The 17,459-nt window shown below is 49.6% G+C and carries 19 protein-coding genes; all 19 read right to left on the bottom strand.

Features of this window, described 5'->3' with window-relative positions:
• Positions 1 to 93: 93 nt before the first annotated feature.
• The gene (gene trmD, locus BLR88_RS00730) at positions 94 to 852 is read right to left on the bottom strand and encodes a tRNA (guanosine(37)-N1)-methyltransferase TrmD (RefSeq protein ID WP_057898382.1); all 759 of its coding nucleotides are present in this window, start codon (positions 850 to 852) and stop codon (positions 94 to 96) included.
• Positions 853 to 861: 9 nt separating this feature from the next.
• On the bottom strand, positions 862 to 1,377 hold the full coding sequence (gene rimM, locus BLR88_RS00725; protein WP_057900283.1) for a ribosome maturation factor RimM: 516 nt from the start codon (positions 1,375 to 1,377) through the stop codon (positions 862 to 864).
• Positions 1,378 to 1,380: 3 nt separating this feature from the next.
• Positions 1,381 to 1,797, bottom strand: a complete 417-nt coding sequence (locus tag BLR88_RS00720; protein ID WP_057898381.1) for a YlqD family protein — start codon at positions 1,795 to 1,797, stop codon at positions 1,381 to 1,383.
• Between the two features lie 107 nt (positions 1,798 to 1,904).
• A complete protein-coding gene (locus BLR88_RS00715; RefSeq protein ID WP_057898380.1) occupies positions 1,905 to 2,132 on the bottom strand; it encodes a KH domain-containing protein in 228 nt (75 codons plus the stop codon).
• A 32-nt stretch (positions 2,133 to 2,164) separates the two neighbouring features.
• Positions 2,165 to 2,440: a 30S ribosomal protein S16 gene (gene rpsP, locus BLR88_RS00710; protein ID WP_057898379.1), complete on the bottom strand. Its 276-nt coding sequence runs from the start codon at positions 2,438 to 2,440 to the stop codon at positions 2,165 to 2,167.
• Between the two features lie 96 nt (positions 2,441 to 2,536).
• Positions 2,537 to 3,889, bottom strand: a complete 1,353-nt coding sequence (ffh, locus tag BLR88_RS00705; protein ID WP_057898378.1) for a signal recognition particle protein — start codon at positions 3,887 to 3,889, stop codon at positions 2,537 to 2,539.
• A 10-nt stretch (positions 3,890 to 3,899) separates the two neighbouring features.
• Positions 3,900 to 4,244, bottom strand: a complete 345-nt coding sequence (ylxM, locus tag BLR88_RS00700) for a YlxM family DNA-binding protein (RefSeq protein ID WP_082705940.1) — start codon at positions 4,242 to 4,244, stop codon at positions 3,900 to 3,902.
• A 115-nt stretch (positions 4,245 to 4,359) separates the two neighbouring features.
• Positions 4,360 to 5,361 carry a signal recognition particle-docking protein FtsY gene (gene ftsY / locus BLR88_RS00695; protein WP_057898377.1) on the bottom strand — a complete coding sequence of 334 codons (1,002 nt, stop codon included), beginning with the start codon at positions 5,359 to 5,361 and terminating at the stop codon, positions 4,360 to 4,362.
• Positions 5,362 to 5,386: 25 nt separating this feature from the next.
• Positions 5,387 to 8,947: a chromosome segregation protein SMC gene (smc, locus tag BLR88_RS00690; protein WP_057898376.1), complete on the bottom strand. Its 3,561-nt coding sequence runs from the start codon at positions 8,945 to 8,947 to the stop codon at positions 5,387 to 5,389.
• 193 nt (positions 8,948 to 9,140) lie between these two features.
• On the bottom strand, positions 9,141 to 10,211 hold the full coding sequence (locus BLR88_RS00685; RefSeq protein ID WP_217639367.1) for an elongator complex protein 3: 1,071 nt from the start codon (positions 10,209 to 10,211) through the stop codon (positions 9,141 to 9,143).
• Positions 10,212 to 10,233: 22 nt separating this feature from the next.
• On the bottom strand, positions 10,234 to 10,923 hold the full coding sequence (gene rnc, locus BLR88_RS00680) for a ribonuclease III (protein WP_057898374.1): 690 nt from the start codon (positions 10,921 to 10,923) through the stop codon (positions 10,234 to 10,236).
• Positions 10,924 to 10,947: 24 nt separating this feature from the next.
• Positions 10,948 to 12,189 carry a beta-ketoacyl-ACP synthase II gene (gene fabF / locus BLR88_RS00675; protein WP_057898373.1) on the bottom strand — a complete coding sequence of 414 codons (1,242 nt, stop codon included), beginning with the start codon at positions 12,187 to 12,189 and terminating at the stop codon, positions 10,948 to 10,950.
• A gap of 137 nt (positions 12,190 to 12,326) precedes the next feature.
• The gene (locus BLR88_RS00670) at positions 12,327 to 12,560 is read right to left on the bottom strand and encodes an acyl carrier protein (RefSeq protein ID WP_057898372.1); all 234 of its coding nucleotides are present in this window, start codon (positions 12,558 to 12,560) and stop codon (positions 12,327 to 12,329) included.
• A 50-nt stretch (positions 12,561 to 12,610) separates the two neighbouring features.
• Entirely contained in the window at positions 12,611 to 13,351 is a 741-nt protein-coding gene (gene fabG / locus BLR88_RS00665) for a 3-oxoacyl-ACP reductase FabG (protein WP_057898371.1), read from the bottom strand.
• A gap of 19 nt (positions 13,352 to 13,370) precedes the next feature.
• Positions 13,371 to 14,312, bottom strand: a complete 942-nt coding sequence (gene fabD, locus BLR88_RS00660) for an ACP S-malonyltransferase (protein WP_057898370.1) — start codon at positions 14,310 to 14,312, stop codon at positions 13,371 to 13,373.
• Positions 14,309 to 15,337, bottom strand: coding sequence for a beta-ketoacyl-ACP synthase III (locus BLR88_RS00655; RefSeq protein ID WP_057898369.1), 1,029 nt, complete (start codon positions 15,335 to 15,337; stop codon positions 14,309 to 14,311). Before BLR88_RS00655 ends, fabD begins: the two co-directional genes overlap by 4 nt.
• Positions 15,324 to 16,328 carry a phosphate acyltransferase PlsX gene (gene plsX / locus BLR88_RS00650; RefSeq protein WP_057898368.1) on the bottom strand — a complete coding sequence of 335 codons (1,005 nt, stop codon included), beginning with the start codon at positions 16,326 to 16,328 and terminating at the stop codon, positions 15,324 to 15,326. The genes BLR88_RS00655 and plsX overlap by 14 nt, the downstream gene beginning before the upstream one ends.
• Complete coding sequence (gene fapR / locus BLR88_RS00645) at positions 16,325 to 16,918, bottom strand: transcription factor FapR (RefSeq protein ID WP_057898367.1); 594 nt, start codon at positions 16,916 to 16,918, stop codon at positions 16,325 to 16,327. Before fapR ends, plsX begins: the two co-directional genes overlap by 4 nt.
• Positions 16,919 to 17,097: 179 nt before the next feature.
• A complete protein-coding gene (locus BLR88_RS19910) occupies positions 17,098 to 17,352 on the bottom strand; it encodes an aldo/keto reductase (protein WP_217639366.1) in 255 nt (84 codons plus the stop codon).
• Positions 17,353 to 17,459 lie beyond the last annotated feature (107 nt).

Raw genomic sequence — 17,459 nt, 5'->3', positions numbered from 1 at the left:
GTTCGAGTCTGCGAACCTCCCGATAGGAAGAGGACCATCTTAATCCGAACCAAAATGGCTCACAAGATTTATCATACCATAACCGAAAACTGGTTACAACTCCCGTTTTATCTCTTCAAGCAATTTTTTTATTTTCGGTGTCATCTCGATCGTTTCCAACAGATCCGGCCGGCGCATAAGTGTGCGACGAAGCGATTCTTTGAGCCGCCATCTTTCGATGTTTTCGTGATGGCCAGATAATAGCACATCCGGTACTCGCCAGCCGCGAAATTCGGCCGGGCGCGTATAATGCGGATGCTCCAGCAGGCCCATACTGTATGAATCAGCAACCGCTGATTGCGCATTTCCGAGCGCTCCTTCCTGCAAACGTACCACACTATCAATAATAACCATGGCAGGAAGTTCGCCCCCTGTTAACACATAATCGCCGATAGAAATCTCGTCGGTCACCAGGTGCTCGCGGATGCGTTCGTCGTAGCCTTCATAATGACCGCAAATAAAAATCAAATGTTTCTCTTCCGCTAGCTCCTCCGCCATTGCTTGATTATATCGCTTCCCCTGTGGGCACAGTAAAATAACGCGCGGCTTGCCACCCACAGAATGCTCCGCGCCTTCTTCCAGCGATCCAGTCAGCGATTCTACCGCCCGGAAAATCGGCTCCGGCTTGAGTACCATACCGCCTCCGCCACCATACGGCATGTCGTCCACTTGTCCGTGCTTATTATCTGAAAATTCACGAAAATTGATGACACGAAACGATACAATCCCTTTTTGTGCGGCTTTACCGACAATGCTCGCTCCGAGCACACCTTCGAACATCTCCGGAAACAGCGTTAAAATGTCAATTTGCATCCTATCCTCCTAGACAAGCCCTTCAAGGAGATGAACGGTAATCTTCTTATTGTTTACATCTACTTGTTTCACCACGTCATCAATATACGGAAGCAAAATATCTTTTCCTTTATCTTGCTTTACTACCCAAACGTCATTGGCTCCAGGCTGCAAAATCTCCTTGACCACGCCGAGGCGTCTTCCTTCCTCCGTAAACACTTCGCTGCCGAGGATATCCTGGAAATAAAATTCACCTTCTGAAAGCGGCTTCCTGTCTTCTGCCTTCACCTTAAGCAGCCCGCCCTTATATTTTTCCACATGCTGAATGGAAGGATGATCTTTAAATGTCAACAAATAAAAGTTTTTATGCTGGCGCGCGGACATAACCGTCAGCGGCACCGGGTCTTTCATTGCCGGATGAAACAAATACAGCACACTGCCTTTTTTATACCGATCTTCCGGAAAATCGGTTTCTGAGACAACGCGAACTTCACCGCGGATGCCGTGCGTATTTACCAGCTTACCTACGGTAAAAAATTCCTCGATCACTTAATCCAGGCTCCTTTCGCGAATTTCTTTTACAATCCCGTCCTTAAGCACGATTTCCGTTCCTGTCATTACCTTACCCCAATCGTCGCCGACTTTTACTTCCACATCACTTTCCACCGTCGTATAATGAATCTCACTGCCGAGCGGAAGGTTTTCCAACTGCTCAAGCTGAAACGAAATTTGCGAAAGCTTTTCCTCACGCACCTGCCGTTCCTTCGCAAGCCTGCGCTGAACGATATCAAGCGCTTCTCTTCCTTTACGTTGCGCCTCCTGAAGCAGCTTCTTCGCCTGGAAATTTAGTTGCTCCAGCTCTAGTTCATACCGTTTTCGCATCGATACAAACTCATCCCGCATTTTGCAGCGTGACGCTTCAGTAATAACCATCATGACCTTCACTTTACGCTTGACAATGAGCATGCCGCATTTCCTCCTTATTTGCGGACTATGTATACAATTTATCGCATAAAGACCGGATAAATGGAAGAAAAAGCTGGGAGAGGGCCCCAGCTTTCTTCTTTGTTTGATTATACAATTTCAATGGTCACGCGCTGGTTTTCTTTTGCTGCCATCGCATTGACTACGGTGCGAAGAGACTTAGCAATACGACCCTGCTTTCCGATCACCTTTCCCATATCGTCCGGATGAACGGACAAGCGGTATATGGTGCTTTGCTCTTGTGTCACCTCTTCGACCGAAACGGAATCTGGATGATCGACAAGAGCTCTGGCAATCACTTCAATTAATGATTTCACCCGCTAGTCCTCCCGCTGCAATATTCATTGCCTTACTTCTTGCTATTGCGCATTTCGTGGAACTTCTGTAATAGACCTTGTTTGCGGAACAGGCTGCGAACCGTGTCTGTCGGCTGTGCGCCTGTAGTTAGCCATTTCAGCGCTTTTTCTTCATCAATGTTAACTTGCGCCGGTTGCGCTACCGGGTTATACGTTCCGATTTCTTCGATAAAGCGGCCGTCACGCGGAGCGCGGGAATCCGCCACTACCACACGGTAAAACGGAGCTTTCTTTTGACCCATACGCTTTAAACGAATTTTTACTGCCATTTGTTCATTCCCTCCATGTTGTGATTTACACACTAATTTATTATTATAACAAAGTCATTCATATAAGAAAAGACTTAGTTTTAAAAATATAACCTGTTAGCTAAAGAACGGAAACTTGAAGCCCCCGCCTTTCTTCTTTGCTTTATCCGCCATTTTCGTAAATTGCTTCATCATTTTGCGCATATCTTCAAATTGTTTAATCAAGCGGTTCACTTCTTGAACGGTCGTGCCGCTGCCCTTGGCAATTCGCTTACGGCGACTTGAATTAATAATCTCTGGATGCCGCTTCTCTTCCGTTGTCATCGACCGGACGATCGCCTCTACCCGGTTCAACGCCCGCTCATCGATTTTCAAATCTTTCATGCCTTTCATTTTGTTCATACCCGGCATTAAGCCCAACAATTCTTCAAGCGGTCCCATTTTGCGAACATGAGCCATCTGCTCCAGAAAATCCTCAAACGTAAATTCGGCATGGCGCATTTTGCGTTCAAGTTCTTTCGCTTTTGCTTCGTCCACTTCCATCTGCGCCTTCTCAATGAGTGTCAACACATCTCCCATACCGAGAATACGGCTGGCCATGCGATCCGGATGAAAGGGCTCAAGGGCATCCATTTTTTCTCCCATACCGACGAACTTAATCGGAGTGCCAGTAACGGCTTTAACGGAAAGAGCCGCGCCGCCTTTCGTATCGCCATCTAGCTTCGTTAACACCACACCGGTAATCGACAATTGATCGTTGAAGCTTTCCGCCACATTGACGGCATCCTGGCCGGTCATCGCGTCCACGACAAGCAAAATTTCATGCGGCTTCGTTATTTCTTTCATTTCCCGCAGTTCACCCATGAGCGCTTCGTCAATGTGCAGACGGCCCGCCGTATCGATCAGCACATAATCAAGATGCTGCTCTTTCGCATGCGCAATTGCGGCCTGTGCAATCTCCACCGGGCTTACCTGCTCACCCATGGAAAACACCGGGATGTTCAGTTGTTTGCCAAGCACCTCAAGCTGCTTAATCGCGGCCGGACGGTATATGTCGCAGGCGACAAGCAATGGGTTGCGATTCAGCTTGCCGCGCAGATAATTAGCTAATTTTCCGGTGGTCGTCGTTTTTCCCGCTCCCTGTAAACCGACCATCATCACAACGGTCGGTGGCCGATTCGCCACCGCGATTTTGCTCTGACCGCCGCCCATCAACTCGGTCAATTCATCGTTCACAACCTTAATGACCTGCTGGCCAGGCGTCAGGCTCTTGAGCACTTCCTGACCTACGGCGCGCTCTTTGACACGGGCTACAAAATCTTTCACAACTTTGAAGTTAACGTCCGCTTCGAGCAGAGCCAAACGAACCTCGCGCATCGCTTTGGTTACGTCTTCTTCCGTCACTTTCCCTTTGCCACGAAGCTTGTCAAATGTGGCTTGCAGTCGGCTGGCTAAGCTTTCAAACGCCATGGTCCGCCTCCTAATCTATCTCCATTTCTAACGCGAGCAGCTGACGCGTAAGCTGAAGCGCCCGCGAATGTTGCCACGCTTTCTCCGACAATTCCCTCTCCAGCTCTTCAAGCAAGGCGCGCCGCCTCTCGTAACGAGCCAGAAGACCGAGCTTGCTCTCGTAATCTTCCATCGTCCTGGCGATCCGCTTCACCTGTTCGAACACCGCCTGGCGACTAATGTTCTCAAGCTCGGCAATCTCGCCAAGCGACAGATCTTCGCGGTAATACATATCAAAATATTTGCGCTGCCTTTCTTTCAAAAGCTTGCCGTAAAAGTCGTACAATAAATGCAGACGCGTAGTTTCCTCCAGCATGGGACCCGTCCCCCGTGTACGGAAATTCATGCGAATAAACACAAACTGTAAAGCCTGTATCCTTTACAGGAAATAATCATACAAAAGCTCGCTCTCTCTGTCAAGTATTTTCTCTTTACTCTTCTTCTTTTTCGTCAGCGATTTCTTTTTCGATGGATGTCGCGAACAGCGCGTGCACAAATTGCTCCGCGTCAAATGGCTGCAAGTCATCCATTTTCTCGCCCAGACCGACAAATTTCACGGGTACATTCAGCTCGTTACGAATCGCAACGACGATGCCGCCTTTTGCCGTACCATCCAATTTGGTAAGAACGATACCTGACAACTCAGCAGCCTGGCTAAATGCTTTCGCCTGACTCAAGGCATTTTGCCCGGTCGTAGCGTCGAGTACGAGCAGCGTTTCATGCGGAGCCCCCGGCACTTCGCGCTGAATCACGCGTTTAATTTTCGCAAGCTCTTCCATTAGATTCACCTTGTTCTGCAAGCGGCCTGCCGTGTCGCACAGCAGAACATCAGCTTCGCGGGCCCGTGCCGTGTGGATGCTGTCATAAATGACCGCGGCCGGATCGGAACCTTGCTGCTGCTTTACGACTTCTACACCAACGCGTTCCCCCCATACTTCAAGCTGGTCAATCGCTCCCGCCCGGAACGTGTCGCCCGCCGCTAGGAGCACTTTTTTGCCTCGACTTTTAAACATATGCGCCATTTTACCGATAGTTGTCGTTTTCCCAACGCCGTTGACGCCAACAAATAAAATAATGTTCAATCGTCCATCTTCAACGTTTAAAGACGTATCCTCATCTTTGTCCTGCAACAAATTCACCAGTTTTTCCGACAGGATCGGCTGCAAATCGTGCGCATTTTCAATTTTCCGCTTGCGCGCCTCGCTTCGCAACTCATCCACAAGTTCCATAACCGTGCTGACGCCGACGTCAGCGGAAATTAAGATTTCTTCTAGTTCTTCATAGAATTCTTCATCAATCCGCTTGTAGCGACGTACGAGGTCTTCCAATTTTTCAAACGCGCTGCGCGTTTTCGTCAAACCTTCCTTAAACTTGTTTGTAATCGTCTCGGCCTGGCCGGAGATTTTTTCCTTCAGCTTTTTAAAAAAACTCATGGCGTGCTTCCTTTCTTCCTGTAATTTACGATACCATCGTCTCGTCTTCAAGACGAACGGATACGAGCTTAGATACGCCGGACTCCTGCATGGTAACACCGTATAGAACGTCAGCGCCTTCCATTGTGCCGCGCCGGTGAGTTACGACGATGAACTGCGTTTTTTCGCAAAACTCTCGCAAATACTGTGCAAAACGGGTTACGTTCGCTTCATCAAGCGCTGCTTCCACCTCATCCAGCACGCAAAATGGGACCGGCTTAACCCGCAAAATGGAAAACAGAAGCGCGATAGCTGTTAATGCTTTTTCTCCGCCGGACAAAAGCGCCAGATACTGCAACTTTTTACCCGGAGGTTGCGCCACAATCTCGATACCTGTCTCCAGCAGGTTGTCCGGATCTGACAGCTGTAGGTCTGCACGCCCGCCGCCGAACAGCTGCGTAAACACCAGTTGGAACTGTTCGCGGATCGCTTCGAACGTTTCTTTAAAACGGCGGGACATTTCCGCTTCAATATCGGCGATGACCTGATAAAGCGTCGCTTTCGCTTCGCTCAAATCGCGGTGCTGTAAAAGCAGGAACTCCTGCCGCTCGCGCAGCCGCTCATATTCTTGAATGGAGCCGAGATTGACCGTGCCAAGCGCAGCGATTTGCTGCTTAATGCTGTTCACAAGCTTGGCCGCTTCACCGACATCGTCTGGTAGCGGATATTTTGCCTTTGCCATTTCATAACTTAACTCATATTCTTCACGCAATTTTTGTAGCAGGTTATCAAGCTCCACGTCCATGCGTTCCACTTTTACTTCATGCTTATGCAAATTTTCTTCAATTTCTTTCAACTGGCGACGTTTTTCTTTGATTTCAGCTTCCTGCTCCGCAAGCTGTGCCTGCACTTCCTGACGTTTTTTTCGTTGCTCCTGAATGTGCATGCTGTATTGTTCTTTTTCCGTCCTTAAGGCGCGAATTTCCCGCTCCAGCCTTTCTTCTTCTTCGTCGCTAGTCGCGCTATCGGAATCAAGCAGCAATAGTGTCTTGGACGTCGCCTCTAATTCCGTGCTAACCTCTTTATACTCCTTTTCCAGCCGATTATATTCGGAAAGACGTGCCTCATACTGCTCCTTGCGGGTTGCAACCTGCACTTTCAATTCGGTAATGCGTGCGCTAAGCGTCTCCTTATTTGTCTCTTTTTCTTTTTTGTTACGTTCAGCCGCCTCAATTTCCTGCTGCTTTTCCTGCTCAGCGATCGCCATTTCCTCCAGCTCTTCTTCCAATACAGCGATACGATGTTTTGCCTGCTTATACTCTTTTTCCAGCAATGCCTGATCCTGCTGGAAAAACTCCCAACGTTCGGCAATGTTTTTCTCGGACGCTTCCAGTTCGCGCAGAAGGCCCTTTATTTCCTGTTCCCTTAAGCGCAGACGTTCGCCTTCAGCCCGTATCTGCTCTTGCTTTTGCATCCATGCTTCTTCGTCGGCTTTTGCCGCTTCGAGCCGGGCGTATAGCTCCTCGTTTATCCGCTTCTGACGGACGATTTCTTCCTCAAGTTGTTCAAGTTGGCGCTGGCGCCCCAGAAGATGATTTGACTTCTGCTGGATGGCGCCGCCGCTCATAGAACCACCCGGATTCACCACATCGCCTTCCAGCGTCACGACCCGGTAGCGGTACCCTAGCGTTCGGGCTACGGCATTCGCCTGTTCAAGCGTTTTTGTTACTACAACATTGCCGAGCAAATTATAAACAATATGTTCATAGCGTTCCGCGCAACTAACAAGCTCGGCCGCCACGCCGATCACGCCGTCCATTTCCATAACGCGGGTGCGCTCAGCAGCCGGAAGCTGGCGCGGCCGAATAACGTCAAGCGGAAGGAACGTGGCACGCCCGGCTCGTCTATTTTTTAAAAGCGCAATGGCTTGCCGTCCCACCGCCTCGTCCGTAACAACGACATGTTGCAGAGCGCCGCCGAGCGCGACTTCAATTGCGGTTTCGTACTGCTTATCCGTCGAGATCAGCTCCGCCACCGCGCCTTCAATCCCTTTGAACCCTTGCTGGCGCGCCTTTAGAATTTCTCTTACTCCCTGCATAAAACCGGAGAAATCGGCCTGCATCTCTTTCATCGTATCGCGCCGTGACAACAATGCATTCAATTTATGTTCACCTTCACGCAACGCTTCCAGCCAATGGGATTTTCTGTCGGTCCGTTCTTTTTGCGCGGCCGCCTCTTTTTTGAACGCTTCAATGCTTGCGGCAAGACGCGCGGAAATATCGGCCAGCTCCTGTTCAAGTTCCTCCCTGCGTGCATTCAAGCTTTCTTTCTGGTCAATTAGCTGCCGGTTGCTTGCCTCAAGCCGCTCCCATTTCTGCTTGTTCGCTTCAATCGACTGTTGCCAGTGGCGAATTTCGTTACGCATCGACGCCATTTGGTTCAAAATTTCAAAGTAATCGGCTTTCAGGCGTTCTACGTCCCCGTCGGAAAACGCGGCAAAATTCATATAGCGCCTCTGTTCAAGCGCAAGCTCTTTTTCAAGCGCCGTTACTTCTTTACCCGCCGCTTCCAGCTGCTGTTTCGCCACGGCGATTTGGTCGCGCAACGCATCCTGCTTTTCCGTTAAAGCAAAAGCCTTATTGCGCGCATCCTGCTTATTTTTGCTATAGTTGCGCAAACGTTCGCGCAGCACTTCCCTGACGCCCTCTTTTTTTTCAACTTCTTCTGTAACCATAAGCAGACGCTGCTGCAATTCTTCGAGCACTTGATCCTGCTCGCCCACAAATGCTCGTAAATCAGCGGTTTGGGCATCCATCCGATTGATGCTTGCAGCGCACTCAACCTGTTCACCCACAAGCTTATCAATGCGCGCTTTTGCTTCTTCCCACTCTGCATACAGCAAATCAAATTGCTTTACGTATAATCCGATTTCATGCTGGGCCAGCGTCTCCTTCAACGAAAGATAGGCGCGCGCTTTCTCCGCCTGTTTGGCGAGCGGCTGAATTTGCTCCTCGAGTTCTTTCATGATATCCTGCACGCGCACAAGATTTTGTTCAGTCTCATCAAGTTTTTTTACCGCCTCTTTTTTGCGTGCTTTGTATTTAACAATGCCAGCCGCTTCTTCAAAAAGCCCCCGCCTGTCTTCGGAGCGGGTGCTTAGTATTTCTTCGATTCTCCCCTGTCCGATAACAGAATACGCTTCCTTGCCCACACCGGTATCCATGAATAATTCCACGATGTCACGCAGACGGCAACTTTGCCGGTTAATATAGTACTCGCTTTCACCGGAGCGATATACTCTCCGCGTTACGGTAATCTCGGAAAAATCAATTTTAAGCTGCTGATCAGTATTGTCAAGCGTCAGCGATACTTCGCAGAAATTCAGCGGCTTGCGCGAATCGCTACCTGAAAAAATAATATCTTCCATTTTTGCCCCGCGCAGCGACTTAGCACTCTGCTCGCCAAGCACCCAGCGAATCGCGTCGGAAATATTGCTCTTGCCGCTGCCATTAGGCCCGACAACGGCCGTTATACCAGGTACAAACTCCAGCTCCGTACGATCGGCGAACGACTTGAATCCAGTAATTTCGAGGCGCTTTAGATACATAAATTCGCTCCTCATCCTCCCTTGCGCCGCACAAAAGCGCGAATGTATCCATCCTGTGCAGCTTTCTCTTTTCATCATGTATCACTGTCGTCACTCCGTGCAAAAAAGAGGGGAAGCAGAGCGGCCGCAAGCCAACATCTATCCAACCTCTTCTGCATCCCCATTCGTTTCCCTTTGTCTTCTAGCCGCCATGCTACAGTTCGCAAAAAGAGAGGCGCTGTTCGTGGTTTCCGCCTGTTCTCCAGCTGATTTGCCAGCGCGGACGATTCCTATCCAATACCAGCACAACCTGCTTTTCCTTTTTTTTCAGGCAAGATACAAAAGTGCGCCAGTTTCTCCCTTTGCGCCCGCGTAGCGCCGTCTCGTCCGCCGGGTGAACCGTAACTTCCACAGACGGCCCCATATCTGGCACGATCCTTTCCATCATTCGCTTCAGCAAACGGAAAAATAATTCCTCTTCAACTAGCTGGCGAAACGAAGGATGGAACGGACCGGCCAGCACGGTGCCTTCGCTGCGCAAATCATCCGAAGAATGAAGGCCCATACGGATAACAGGAATGCCAGCTCGAAGCAGCGGAGGCCACATTTCCGCCGTCCATTGCACCGCCTCTTCAAGCGAAAGCGGCTCATATTGGCGGGTAAGATACAGCCATTCCAGTTCCGTACCTGCAATAACCAAAGCTGGATAGATACGCACGAAATCCGGTTTGAGCTTTATAATCTCCTCTACTGTACGCACGCTTTTGGCAAGCGTATCTCCCGGAAGGCCCGGCAAAATTTGTAGGCCGAGCCGTATAGAGGGATATCGCCGAATGATGTCCACAGCTTTCGCTACTTGAGCAGCCGTATGCCCGCGTTTGGAGAGCGCAAGCACTTCGTCATCGAGCGACTGGCAACCTAGCTCGATGGTGGTCACTCCATAGGGAAGCAAATACTCCATAATATGAGGGGCAATATAATCTGGGCGCGTGGAAAGGCGAATACCATGAACGAGTCCCCTATCCACGTATTCTTTTGCTATCGTCAAAAGCATCGTTTGATAGCTTCGAGGCAATCCGGTAAAGCTGCCGCCAAAAAACGCAATTTCTGCGTTCTGTTCCGTGCTGACAGTTGACAGTTGTTGTTCAATCGACTGCCGCACCGCCTCTTCTGTCAGCCTGTTCTCCCGTTTCTGTCCGGTAATCCGCGACTGGTTGCAAAACACACAATCTTTCGGGCAACCTTGATGAGGGACGAACAATGCGATGTTCACATGCTGTTTCATACGTCTCATCTGCCCCTCTTATTCATTGCTTGACAGCAAGACGCTTCAGCGCCATCGCCGCCGCATGCTGCTCCGCTTCTTTTTTCGAACGACCCGTACCCTGGCCCAGTACAGTGCCGTTCAAGAGTACTTCAGACACAAATTCGCGGCTGTGTGCCGGGCCTCTCTCCTGTACGATACGATATTGAATTTCACCGAGACCATCGCGCTGTACAAACTCCTGGAGCTGGCTTTTGTAATCTGTGATACGGGTAAACTCACCTTTATTAACCCGCGGATAGACGTATTTTTCAAGGAAGCGGAACACCGCGTCAAGCCCCTGATCAAGATAAAGCGCACCGATAAACGCCTCAAATACATCCGCCAGGAGCGCTGGCCTGCATCTGCCTCCGGTCATCTCTTCGCCCTTGCCCAGCAAAATCATATCGCCAAATTTTAGCTGATTAGCAAACAACACAAGGGAAGGTTCACAAACGATAGCCGCCCGCAGCTTGGTCAATTCTCCTTCGGTCATTTTCGGAAAATGAGTATACAAAAATTGAGAAACGGTTAGTTCCAGCACCGCGTCACCGAGAAACTCCAAGCGTTCGTTATCCTGGAACAGTTTGCCACGGTGCTCGTTGACATATGAAGAATGGGTAAACGCCTGACGGAGCAGCTTTTCATTTTTAAAGCGCACCCCAATCTCTTTTTGCAAAGCTTCAAAGTCCACTCCTTATTCACCACCAAATGGGTATCAATCTACATACTTTTTAAAGACAATGGTCGCATTATGTCCTCCGAAGCCGAGCGAATTTGATATCACAACATTTACATCCATTTTTCTCGCTTCATTCGGCACGTAATCTAAATCGCACTCCGGGTCCGGTGTTTCATAGTTGATCGTCGGTGGTACAATCTGATCGCGCAACGTTAGTACGCTCGCTACCGCTTCGATGCCACCCGCTGCCCCAAGCAAATGACCTGTCATCGATTTCGTAGAACTGATCGCCACTTTGTATGCATAATCTCCTAGCGTTTTCTTAATCGCCATTGTTTCAAATTTATCATTGTAATCGGTAGAGGTGCCGTGCGCATTAATATAACTTACTTCTTCCGGCTTGAGCCCCGCGTCTTTGAGCGCCGCGATCATCGCCCGCACCGCACCTTCCCCTTCCGGAGCCGGTTGTGTTAAGTGGTACGCATCCGCGCTCATACCGTATCCGACGATTTCTGCAAGAATCGTCGCGCCGCGCTTTTTGGCGTGTTCAAGCGACTCAAGCACAATAACGCCCGCACCTTCGCCCATAACAAATCCGTCACGGTCTTTGTCAAACGGACGGCTTGCTTTCTGCGGTTCGTCGTTGCGAGTGGAAAGAGCTTTCATGTTAGAAAAGCCGGCCACTGCCAGCGGGCGAATCGGCGCTTCCGCGCCGCCGGTAATCATAACATCGGCGAATCCGCGCTCGATAATTTTGAATGCATCACCGATAGAGTGTGTTGCGCTGGCACATGCGGTAATGGCGGCGCTGTTTGGGCCTTTGGCGCCAAGGGTAATCGAGACTTGACCGGACGCCATGTTGGCGATCATCATCGGCACGAAAAACGGGCTGACACGGCGCGGGCCTTTCTCCATTAGAAGAGTACACTGTTCCTCTAAAGTAGCCAGTCCGCCAATGCCTGAGCCGATATATACCCCTATATTTTCAGCGTTTTCTTCTGTAATCTCAAGCCCCGCATCCTTCACAGCCATCTTCGCGGCGGCGATCGCAAACTGCACAAAGCGATCGGTACGCTTAATTTCTTTTTTGTCTATAAATTCTTCCGGATTGAAATCTTTTACTTCCGCCGCGATTTTAACGGGATATTCTGTCGTATCAAATGCGGTAATGTAATCAACGCCAGATTTGCCAGCCAAAAGCCCTTCCCAAAAAGCTTTTGCGTTATTGCCAAGCGGCGTTACCGCCCCTACTCCTGTTACTACTACGCGATTTTTCATCGTTTCACCTCAAGCTATAGAGATATCCTTATGTTTATATGTGCTGGCGATTTACGCTCTCGCTTTATTCTTACTTTATAATGAGGAGAAAGTCCCGCATGCACATACGGGACTTCTACCTGAAGCAGCAAAACCTACTACTTGTGGGACTCTATGTATTTAATTACATCCCCCACAGTTGTGATTTTTTCTGCATCTTCATCGGAGATTTCAAGGTCGAATTCATCTTCAAGCTCCATTACAAGTTCGACGACATCAAGAGAATCAGCGCCAAGGTCGTCTTTGAATGAAGCGTCTTCTTTAACTTCAGATTCATCAACACCGAGTCGGTCTACGATGATCTTTTTCACACGCTCAAACGTATCTGCCACAGCCTTCACCTCCTCTCAAAGCGGTGATCATTTGTTTATTATACGATTTCCTACATGTACATGCCACCATCAACATGGAAAACCTGACCGGTAATATAATCGGCTTTGTCGGACGCAATGAACGCCACAATGTGTGCGATATCTTCTGGCTTGCCAGGACGGCTAAGCGGAATTTGATGTAAGAGCGCTTGTTTCGCTTCATCGCCAAGCACTACGGTCATATCCGTATCAATGAAACCGGGAGCCACCGCGTTCACTGTAATATTACGGCTCGCAAGCTCCCTCGCCGCCGACTTAGTCATGCCAATTACCCCGGCTTTTGCGGCTACATAATTCGCCTGGCCGGCGTTGCCCATAACCCCCACAACGGATGAGATATTAATAATGCGCCCCGTCCGCGCTTTCATCATCGGTCGCGTTACCGCCTTCATGCAGTTAAACACACCTTTTAAATTGGTGGCAATCACTTCATCAAATTCCTCTTCCTTCATGCGCATCAAAAGATTATCGCGCGTGATGCCCGCGTTATTGACGAGAATGTCCAGCTTCCCCAGTTCGTCCAACGTCCGCTTCACCATCGCATCCACTTCGCCCGCATTAGCCACATTCGCCTTCACCACGATCGCCCGGCGGCCCAACTTCACGATTTCATCGGCCACTTCACGCGCCGCGGCTTCGTTTCCTGCATAATTGACGGCCACATCCGCCCCCTGACGCGCTAGTTCAAGCGCAATCGCACGACCAATGCCACGGGATGCACCTGTAACGAGCGCCACTTTTCCTTTCAGCATTCCTCTGGCCTCCTAATCTTTATGCCTGCAGTTCTGCAAGCGCTTTTTCAAGTGTCGTGATATCTTGAATGGCAAGTGTTTTTACTTTGCGATTCACTTTTTTCACCAATCCTGAAAGCACAGTGCCCGGGCCGAGTTCCACGAACAGCTCAACGCCTTCTTCAAGCATAAAATGTACGCTGTCTTCCCAGAGTACAGGCGATGCGACCTGCTGAATCAATGATTCTTTGATGTCCTCTTTCGTCCGCACCGGACGTGCGGACACGTTGGCGACAACGGGCACCGCTGCGTCTTGGATTGTATAATCATCAAGTTTGCGAGCAAGCTTTTCCGTCGCCGGCTCCATTAGCATGGAATGGAAGGGGCCGCTAACATTCAGCGGTATTATGCGCTTCGCTCCGCCTGCTTTTGCCGCTTCACCGGCTTTCGCTACGCCCTGCGCGCTGCCGGAGATTACAATTTGTCCTGGGCAATTTAAGTTAGCGAGCTGCACAGGCGCGCCTTCCTCTGTTATCTTCCGGCATACATCGGCGAGCATTTCGCGTTCCATGCCCATGACAGCCGCCATCGCGCCCTGACCTGCAGGAACAGCTTCTTCCATGTACTGACCACGCGCACGCACAATTTGCACTGCGTCAGCAAACGACAACGCACCTGCCGCTACAAGCGCCGAGTATTCCCCCAAGCTATGCCCGGCTACATAATCCGGCACAACGTTCAGTTTCTCTTCCAGCACGCGTAACACAGCTACGCTCGTGGTTAAAATAGCAGGTTGAGTATTGGTCGTCAAACGTAGCTTTTCTTCTGGCCCTTCAAAGCAAAGAGCGGAGAGGGAAAATCCAAGCGCCCGGTCTGCTTCATCAAATACGGCTTTTGCTGCACTTTCCTTTTCATACAGATCGACTCCCATGCCAACAAACTGAGAGCCCTGACCGGGAAAAATAAACGCCGTTTTACTCATGATTGAACCTCCTTTTTCTCGGTCGTACACCATTTCATAACGGAAGCTCCCCATGTTAAACCGCCGCCGAACCCTACAAGCACAAGGGTATCGCCTTCTTTGATCCGCCCTTCGCTGACCGCTTCATCCAATGCGACCGGGATGGAGGCCGACGACATGTTACCGTACCGGTTCAGGTTCACAACCACCTTGTCATAAGGCAAACCGAGACGCTTAACCGCCGAATCAATAATGCGAAGATTCGCCTGGTGCGGAACAAGAAAATCTACATCCTTTTTGGTAATGCCTGCTTTTTCAAGCACCTGATCTGACGCTGTATTCATCGCACGCACGGCGAATTTGAATACTTCGCTGCCAGCCATGTAAATGTAGTTCTCACGACTACCCGGCTTCACCTTTGGTACCGGAATGCGGGAGCCGCCCGCTTCCAGCTTCAGCAGCTCCGCACCACCGCCATCAGCTCCAAGTTCAAACGACAAAAATCCCATGCCGTCTTCCACCGGACCGAGCAGTGCCGCACCTGCGCCGTCGCCGAACAACACGCACGTATTGCGATCTGTCCAATCAACGATTTTCGACAGGTTTTCTACGCCAATAACAAGCGCGTAACGATATAGACCGTTGGCGATAAATTGGGCGGCAACCGATGTGCCATACAAAAAACCGGAACATGCTGCCGACAGATCAAACGCCGCCGCACGCTTCGCCCCCAATCGCTCCTGCACAAGGCAAGCCGTGGATGGAAAGAACATATCTGGCGTAATCGTCGCAACGATAATCAGATCAATCTCTTCAGGAGCAATGCCCGCCTTGTCAAGCGCCTGGCGAGCCGCCGCCACCGCCATATCGGAAGATGTCTCATCCTCCCGTGCGATGCGCCGTTCCTTAATTCCTGTCCGGGTGACAATCCATTCATCCGACGTATCTACCATTTTCTCTAGGTCCGCATTCGTTAATACCTTCTCCGGCAAATAACGGCCCGTGGCTAAAATGCCTGCAGACCGAACTGCTTTAAACATTGCCATCCCCGCTTTCCTCTTGAATTTCTCTCGCAATCAATCCGTTAATATCCTGTTCAATAAACTTCTTCGCCTGTCTTACCGCAATATGAATGGCGCGAGGGTTGGAGGAGCCGTGCGCTTTAATGCAAATCCCTTGCACGCCCATCAAAAGTGCTCCGCCATATTCTGAATAATCCATCTGTGCTTTCATCCGCCTGAGTCCTGGGCGAAGCATCATCGCGGCAAGCTGGCTGGTAATGGTACGCGTAAATTCTCCCCTCATGACCGACATCATCGTTTTGGCCGTGCCTTCCATCGTTTTCAGCAAGATATTGCCGGAAAAACCATCGCAAACGACAACATCGCATACGTGTTCCATAATGTCCCGCGCTTCCACATTGCCAATAAAATTCAGCGAACTTTCTTTCAACAAACCGTAAGTTTCTTTCGTTAAATCATTGCCTTTTTTCTCTTCGGTACCGACGTTAAGAAGTCCAATGCGTGGCCGTTCCACGCCCATTACTTTTTCCGCGTAAATGTTGCCCATAATCGCATATTGTAGCAAATGCTTCGGATGAGCATCCATGTTGGCTCCCGCGTCAAGAATCATCACGCCCGCAGAATCCACCGTCGGTACAATCGGACTGAGCGCCGGGCGATCAATCCCTTTAATACGTCCGGTAATAAGCAAAGCCGCTGTCATGAATGCGCCCGTATTTCCAGCGGAAATGATCACATCAGCTTCCTTATTCTTCACCATCGTTACGCCAACAACCATCGAAGAGTCACGCTTGCGACGTACCGCTTTCACTGGTTCCTCGTCAGCCGCAATCATTTCGCTGGCATGTCTAATTTCAATATTTTTTGGCGCCTGGGATAGCATCGGGGCAAGCCGTGCCTCATCACCCACAAGCACGATGCGGACGTCCGGCATTTCCCGTGCAGCCTGAATGGCACCTTCCACATTCGAGGTAGGAGCGAAATCTCCCCCCATCGCGTCTATTGCAATAATCATACATCCTCCTGTTTATGACTGGCCATAGCGTCAAAATCCCGCATGCGGAACACGCGAAACGTTCCACTAAATACAAGTTCATCCTGTACCCTCGTCTCAACTCGCACTTTGCTCTGATCACCTTTCGTCTCGCGTACGGTAGCTTTGGCGACCAGCTTCTCGCCAAGGCGAACAGGACGAATATAGCGAATACGTGCCGCGGCAGTTAAAACAACGTCCGCATCAATAACCGCGACAGCCAGTGAATTAGCTTGGGCAAAAATATGATGCCCACGAGCAATTTGTGTCCGAGAAAAAATATGTTCTTCTGTAATCTCCAGCAAAGAAATACCCGAGCGATCCAGCTCGATATGAATTAACTCTCCGACGACCTCCTCAATCGGAAGAGACTTTACTTCATCCAGTTTCTTTTTCGCCATGTTTTTGATCCGTTCCCGGACTTCCGGAATGCCAAGTTCCAGCCGGTCAAGCCGGATCGTCTGGATGCTCACGCCAAAATGTGCGGCAAGTTCTTCGTCCGTATAAAACGGACTTTCCGCAAGCAAGTTGTGCAGTGCCTCCTGGCGAACTTTTTTCGCAAGGCGAGCCATCTTGCTTCACCACCTAAGTCGCTCCACAATACTCAGCCGTTCTTATTACCAGCTACTAATAGCAGTATATAAAAAAACCGCTAAAATAACAACGTTCTTTTTATGATTTTTTCCACTTATTTTCGCGTGTGGATCATAAATTCCTGCTTCATCAGAAAAGTAGTCAAAAATCGAGCAAATCAGACAAAGAAAAACCGACGGGCATAGCTAGCGAGTTTTTTACCGCCTGGCGGGTATACATCGGCCGTATCAAAGAAGTTTGCGCCTGCCTCAAACGCTTTATCCATAATGGCAAAGAAAGTTTGCTTGTCGGCTTGATTCCAAAAGTCATGGTCCCCAAACAAATTATAAATCAATTGGTCCCGTTTATCGTTCCAAATTAAATAAATATTGACAAAAAAATAAGAAAAATATAAATTGATATTGATTATCATAATCATTTAAATCCTACAAAATTCAAAGTAGAGGTGAAAAAAGGGATGGATACAAATGAAATTGTGTTAGAAAAAGTTGAATAATTGTACAAAAGTCTTTTCCAACA

It is taken from the genome of Aneurinibacillus thermoaerophilus, assembly GCF_900099925.1.
Classification (GTDB): Bacteria; Bacillota; Bacilli; order Aneurinibacillales; family Aneurinibacillaceae; genus Aneurinibacillus; species Aneurinibacillus thermoaerophilus.
The sequence above is the reverse complement of the archived record's forward strand: the minus strand, read 5'-3'. Positions and strand labels throughout refer to the sequence as shown.

Excerpts from the sequence above, each read along its gene's own strand:
- BLR88_RS00655 (WP_057898369.1), bottom strand. The coding sequence starts at position 15,337 with ATGGCAATGTTTAAAGCAGTTCGGTCTGCAGGCATTTTAGCCACGGGC.
- ylxM (WP_082705940.1), bottom strand. The coding sequence starts at position 4,244 with ATGCTGGAGGAAACTACGCGTCTGCATTTATTGTACGACTTTTACGGC.
- BLR88_RS19910 (WP_217639366.1), bottom strand. The coding sequence starts at position 17,352 with ATGATAATCAATATCAATTTATATTTTTCTTATTTTTTTGTCAATATT.
- ftsY (WP_057898377.1), bottom strand. The coding sequence starts at position 5,361 with ATGAGTTTTTTTAAAAAGCTGAAGGAAAAAATCTCCGGCCAGGCCGAG.
- smc (WP_057898376.1), bottom strand. The coding sequence starts at position 8,947 with ATGTATCTAAAGCGCCTCGAAATTACTGGATTCAAGTCGTTCGCCGAT.
- rpsP (WP_057898379.1), bottom strand. The coding sequence starts at position 2,440 with ATGGCAGTAAAAATTCGTTTAAAGCGTATGGGTCAAAAGAAAGCTCCG.
- trmD (WP_057898382.1), bottom strand. The coding sequence starts at position 852 with ATGCAAATTGACATTTTAACGCTGTTTCCGGAGATGTTCGAAGGTGTG.
- fabF (WP_057898373.1), bottom strand. The coding sequence starts at position 12,189 with ATGAAAAATCGCGTAGTAGTAACAGGAGTAGGGGCGGTAACGCCGCTT.
- ffh (WP_057898378.1), bottom strand. The coding sequence starts at position 3,889 with ATGGCGTTTGAAAGCTTAGCCAGCCGACTGCAAGCCACATTTGACAAG.
- BLR88_RS00685 (WP_217639367.1), bottom strand. The coding sequence starts at position 10,211 with ATGAAACAGCATGTGAACATCGCATTGTTCGTCCCTCATCAAGGTTGC.
- fapR (WP_057898367.1), bottom strand. The coding sequence starts at position 16,918 with ATGGCTCGCCTTGCGAAAAAAGTTCGCCAGGAGGCACTGCACAACTTG.
- fabG (WP_057898371.1), bottom strand. The coding sequence starts at position 13,351 with ATGCTGAAAGGAAAAGTGGCGCTCGTTACAGGTGCATCCCGTGGCATT.
- fabD (WP_057898370.1), bottom strand. The coding sequence starts at position 14,312 with ATGAGTAAAACGGCGTTTATTTTTCCCGGTCAGGGCTCTCAGTTTGTT.
- plsX (WP_057898368.1), bottom strand. The coding sequence starts at position 16,328 with ATGATTATTGCAATAGACGCGATGGGGGGAGATTTCGCTCCTACCTCG.
- BLR88_RS00720 (WP_057898381.1), bottom strand. The coding sequence starts at position 1,797 with ATGCTCATTGTCAAGCGTAAAGTGAAGGTCATGATGGTTATTACTGAA.